Here is a 4,573-nt window from a genome sequence, read left to right as displayed (position 1 = left end):
ATATCAACTGTCCAGTGATGGCGCAAATAAACTGTCGCTATCCAGAGACTCAACGCAAGGAGCCCTACCACTACCTGTATGACCTTTCCAAGCGGCACCGCATTTCGATATTTTATCGCAAAAAGTAGCGCAACGCTTGAAAGCCCAACATGAAGGCTTGGAAAGCTCGAGCGGTACATCATCGGATTCACGGCATCAAAGCGGCTCTGCATCGAATTATAGAATCCGAAGGCGCCCACTAATTGTGGTGGATCGAACATCTCCGGGATAAAAAAGCGCGGCGGCCCGGCAGGGAACGTGAGATACAGAACATATCCAATACAAAGAGTTAAGACAACCCCCATCGTCAGCGTATGATATTCCCGGTCGCGTCTGCAGGCGTAATAGTACCAGCCAAGCGCAAGAGGCAATATAAGATATGTCGAATAGGTAAAGGCGAAATATTCGGTAAGTATTGGATGCGAGAACTGCTGGATCCATACGGTAGGTTCAACGCCAAAGAGCCAGATATCGGCCCTCATTAAGGCAGCGTCTATCTGATCGGTCCGGATGATACCGGTATATTCACGGAGGTTCTCATAGATAGTGACCAGCGCCACAAGCGGGAACCAGTCTATAACGAATTTCTTAAGCTGTCTCAACGCAAACGGCAAGAACGGCGTAAGGTCCTCCTCCTTATGCCTTGCATGATGGATGAGCGTAGTAGAAAAGTAGATGACGAAGACCGTAGATAGGAGAACCGACCATAGTTTATGGTGGTCTAACTTGAACCGAACGCCGTAGAAGGCGAATATCACGAGCATCAGCAGGAAATAGATGATAAGCAGTGTGTTGTTGGGGCCGATAATAGAAAAGAAGCGTCTTGTAAAATTCATGCCGCGGCATTTTTACGTCTAAACGCCGAAAGTGTCAAATAGATATTGTCAAAAATCGGGCGACCTGTATAATGGATCAAAAACCCGCTGAATAATGAACAAACGTTATCTCTGGACCCTTTTGATCGTTCTTGCGCTCGTCATCTTAAGGATACCCGCGCTTTTACATCCTATCCTTGACGTCGACGAGGCCATCTACGGCCTCTTTGCCAGAATATGGTTCGACGGAGGCATTCCCTATGTCAACTGTGTTGAAACGAAGCCTTTGGGTATCTATCTCTTCTTTGGCTCGATCTTTTCCATATTCGGCAAATGGAACATGATCGCGGTCCATGCCGTTACTATAATCATCGTAGGGATCACATCTTGCGTGCTCTATAAGATATCCGCACTTCTTTATTCGAAAGAGGCCGGGTACTGGGCCGCGCTTCTCTACATAGTCTTTAGCGTCACATACATTCCAAAGGTCTTAGCGACAACGATAGAGCCCATAATGCTTCTCCCAGTCTGTCTGCAGTTTTATTATTGGCTTAAATATGAAAGCAATGAGAATTTGAGTTCGGCATTTTTAAGCGGCATCTTTTTTGCTGCTGCGTGCTGTTTTAAATATCAGGCTGGGATGAATTTGTTTATTCTGCTAGCTTATCTATTATTTATAAGACATAGAATCCCTTTAAAAGCTGCCGGATTGTTCTTTTGCGGAGCAATAATCCCGCCCGCTGTAATGTTCATTTATATTTACATTGCTGGAGCACTGAATGGATTTATATATTGGAACATAATCGGGAACGCCAACTATATATCGCAGGGGTCGGAGAGCCTTCATCTTGTAAACAGAATTGTCACCCGAGTCATTCCTTATGTCGCAAGCACGGCCTTATTATGGAGCCTGTCATTTACTGCGATATTCAAAAAAATTCGATCTCTAGCGGCTAGATCGCAACATAAACATGCATATAACCTCAGACCAACACAGAATGATGAAAGTGAATGGCTCATTATCTTGTGGTTCATATTAAGTTTTGTTCCAGTATCGACCGGTTACAGGTTCTATGGACATTATTTTTTGCTGTTATTACCATCAATGGCCATACTCTCCTCCCGTATTGCTGTTTCAGCCTTCGAGAGATTGTGGCCAAGAAGGCTTATAATTTTCTGGATGCTTCTCCCGGCAATCGGTTTTACTGTTGCCCGTTTTTATATCAGCGACATACATAAGGTTGTAAAGGAAGACAACTTGGACGATTATAAACCGATCGCATCCTATGTTGCATCTCGCACAAATCCGGAAGACAAGATCTTGGCGTGGGGTTACGTCCCTGCTATCTATTGGTATTCACATAGATTGCCGGCTATCCGTTTCTTTTGGAGCGATGTAATCACTGGCCGCGTTCCTGGGCTTAAAGATGAACTTATCGACTCTGACAAATTCATTAACCACGATGCATGGAAGATGTTCTGGGAAGATATAAAAAAGAACAGACCGGTTTATATAATAGACACGGCTCCTTCAGGGCTTCACAATTACAAGAACTATCCTATATCCAGATATCCAGAACTGATGAAATATGTAAATAATAATTACAAAGAAGAGGCTCAGCTTAATGGAACTATTTTCTATCGTCGAATAGATTAAATTGCTTTTTGGGCTTTTTCACTATACATTGCAAAGCAATATGACCATTGACAACATTTACTTATCCATAATTGTCCCAGCATATAACTCGGGAACTTTTATAATAAGATCCCTTGATACAATTGAAAACTTCATTAAGAGCCTCGCATACTCAACTGAACTGATAGTGGTCGATGATGGCAGTACCGACAATACTTTTACGGTCGTTAAAGAATGGATGGATAGGCCAAAAAGCTATTACGCAAGGCTGATCGGCCTCCATAAAAACCTTGGCAAAGGCGGCGGGGTTGCAAAAGGAATACTTGAGGCCAAGGGGAAATATCGTGTGTTCTTAGATGCCGACCTTGCATATGAACCCCCACAGATACTTCGGATCGTTGCTACACTGGAGGATGGCAATGACGTCGCGACCGCCTGCCGTGTTGACGCCGATTCACGCTATACAATAAGCCCTGCATTCTTCCACTATCTTTACACCCGTCATATGGCAAGCAGGCTCATTAACTGGATCCTTCGGCACACCGTAATCCCTCACTGTCGAGACTCTCAAGCCGGCTTGAAGGGTTTCACTGCCGATGCGGCAAAAATGATATTCTCACGTCTTAAAATATTCGGGTTTCCTTTTGATATAGAGGTTCTTTTTCTAGCCGAAAAGATGGGACTTCACTCACGCGAGGTGGCCATCGAACATCGCTATTTTAGTGAGCCAACTACCGTTGTTTTCATGCAGGATGGTGTGAGCATTGGAAGTTCTGTTCTTAAGATATGGTATAATTATCTACTAGGCCGCTACTCGCTTCCTGTTAAAGACGGCAAAAAGAAGCTCATTATCAATGCCGACGACTACGGAATGACGCTCCCTGTAAGCAAGGGGATACTTAGAACGATCGAGGCAGGGACCGTAAGGTCCACAAGCGTAATGACGAACTCGCCCGAATTCGAAGCATCGATGGATGAACTTGCCAGACTGAACCCGCATCCTGAGGTAGGCCTGCATGCAACGCTTACCTGGGGCAGACCTCTTTCCCATCTAAAGGATATCCCGACACTCGTCGATAAGAACGGTCGCTTTCTCTCACGTAACAAATTACTCCTGCGTTCGCTGCTTGGAAAGATCTCGCCTCACGATGTCTATAAAGAGATGCACGCGCAGTGTAAAAGACTTTCAAAGCGTTATCCTGATATCAGCCACATTGACGGACATCATCATGTCCACGTATTCCCGGTCATCCGCAAGGCGACCGAGGCGGTAGCACGCGAGTTCGGTATCAAGTTCGTACGTTCGCCGCGCGAAGGGCTCTGGTCGCCGTGGTATAAGGCGTGTGTACGAAGGCTCATGATCGGCATGCTCTCGTCTTCCAAGCCGACCTACTGGCGGAGCCGCGGTTTCGCGACATCCGATCACTTCGGAGGATATTCCTTGAGCGGCGGAAGCGGACTAAAAAAGAGATGGCTCGGAACGCTCGCGATATTGCCGAACGGCACGACCGAGATAATGGTCCACCCCGGATATTGTTCAGAAAACAAGGATACCTATAACGAAGGAAGAAAAGATGAAGTGGCGGTGCTTACGGATCCGGAAGTGGTTGCAAAGATCGTTCATCCTGTCTGACCGCCGGTCTTTTGGCGGGAGCATGTCGAAGGATAAGCAACTAATTTAGCGACATTTCCACCTGATTCAGGGCATCCTTCACCATGCTGTTTTCTGGATCTTTCTTTAAGATGCGCTTGAAGGTCTCTCTTGCTTTTTTCATCTGGCCGGTGAATTCCAAGGCCTTCCCCTCGCTAAAAGGCATAATTATCGGCAAAAGATCCTGATAACCATCCTCTTCAAGGATGCGGGTCAGGTATATCTCGTTGATCTTGTTGATAGTTTGCCCGGATATCGCGCCTTCCGGAAACGACTTGTTAATTTTTCTTGACCTCTTTTTTGCCATAAGTGTCACACTAAATGGTGCCTAAGGGATAAAAAGTCAAGCCTCAAAAAGAGAATTTCTGGGACACTCGCTTAAGGGCACCTCTATAAACCCATTGTTATGTCATTGCGAGGAGCGTCCAGCGA

4 protein-coding genes are annotated in these 4,573 nt (G+C 45.7%); 2 read left to right on the top strand and 2 right to left on the bottom strand.

Annotated features, from left to right (window positions below):
• The coding region (locus tag COV46_01590; GenBank protein ID PIR18031.1) for a hypothetical protein at window positions 1–875 on the bottom strand (875 nt) is incomplete at its 3' end.
• A 94-nt stretch (window positions 876–969) separates the two neighbouring features.
• Between COV46_01590 and COV46_01585 the strand changes: the two genes are divergently transcribed.
• Entirely contained in the window at window positions 970–2,511 is a 1,542-nt protein-coding gene (locus COV46_01585; protein PIR18030.1) for a hypothetical protein, read from the top strand.
• Window positions 2,512–2,551: 40 nt separating this feature from the next.
• Complete coding sequence (locus COV46_01580) at window positions 2,552–4,123, top strand: hypothetical protein (GenBank protein ID PIR18029.1); 1,572 nt, start codon at window positions 2,552–2,554, stop codon at window positions 4,121–4,123.
• A gap of 40 nt (window positions 4,124–4,163) precedes the next feature.
• Here the strand turns inward: COV46_01580 and COV46_01575 are convergent, their stop codons facing one another.
• A complete protein-coding gene (locus COV46_01575) occupies window positions 4,164–4,448 on the bottom strand; it encodes a hypothetical protein (GenBank protein ID PIR18028.1) in 285 nt (94 codons plus the stop codon).
• Window positions 4,449–4,573: the final 125 nt, after the last annotated feature.

The sequence above is a fragment of the Deltaproteobacteria bacterium CG11_big_fil_rev_8_21_14_0_20_49_13 genome (assembly GCA_002796305.1).
Classification (GTDB): domain Bacteria; phylum UBA10199; class UBA10199.
The sequence above is the reverse complement of the archived record's forward strand: the minus strand, read 5'-3'. Positions and strand labels throughout refer to the sequence as shown.

Coding starts and splice junctions, on each gene's coding strand:
- COV46_01580 (PIR18029.1), top strand. CDS start 2,552: ATGACCATTGACAACATTTACTTATCCATAATTGTCCCAGCATATAAC.
- COV46_01585 (PIR18030.1), top strand. CDS start 970: ATGAACAAACGTTATCTCTGGACCCTTTTGATCGTTCTTGCGCTCGTC.
- COV46_01575 (PIR18028.1), bottom strand. CDS start 4,448: ATGGCAAAAAAGAGGTCAAGAAAAATTAACAAGTCGTTTCCGGAAGGC.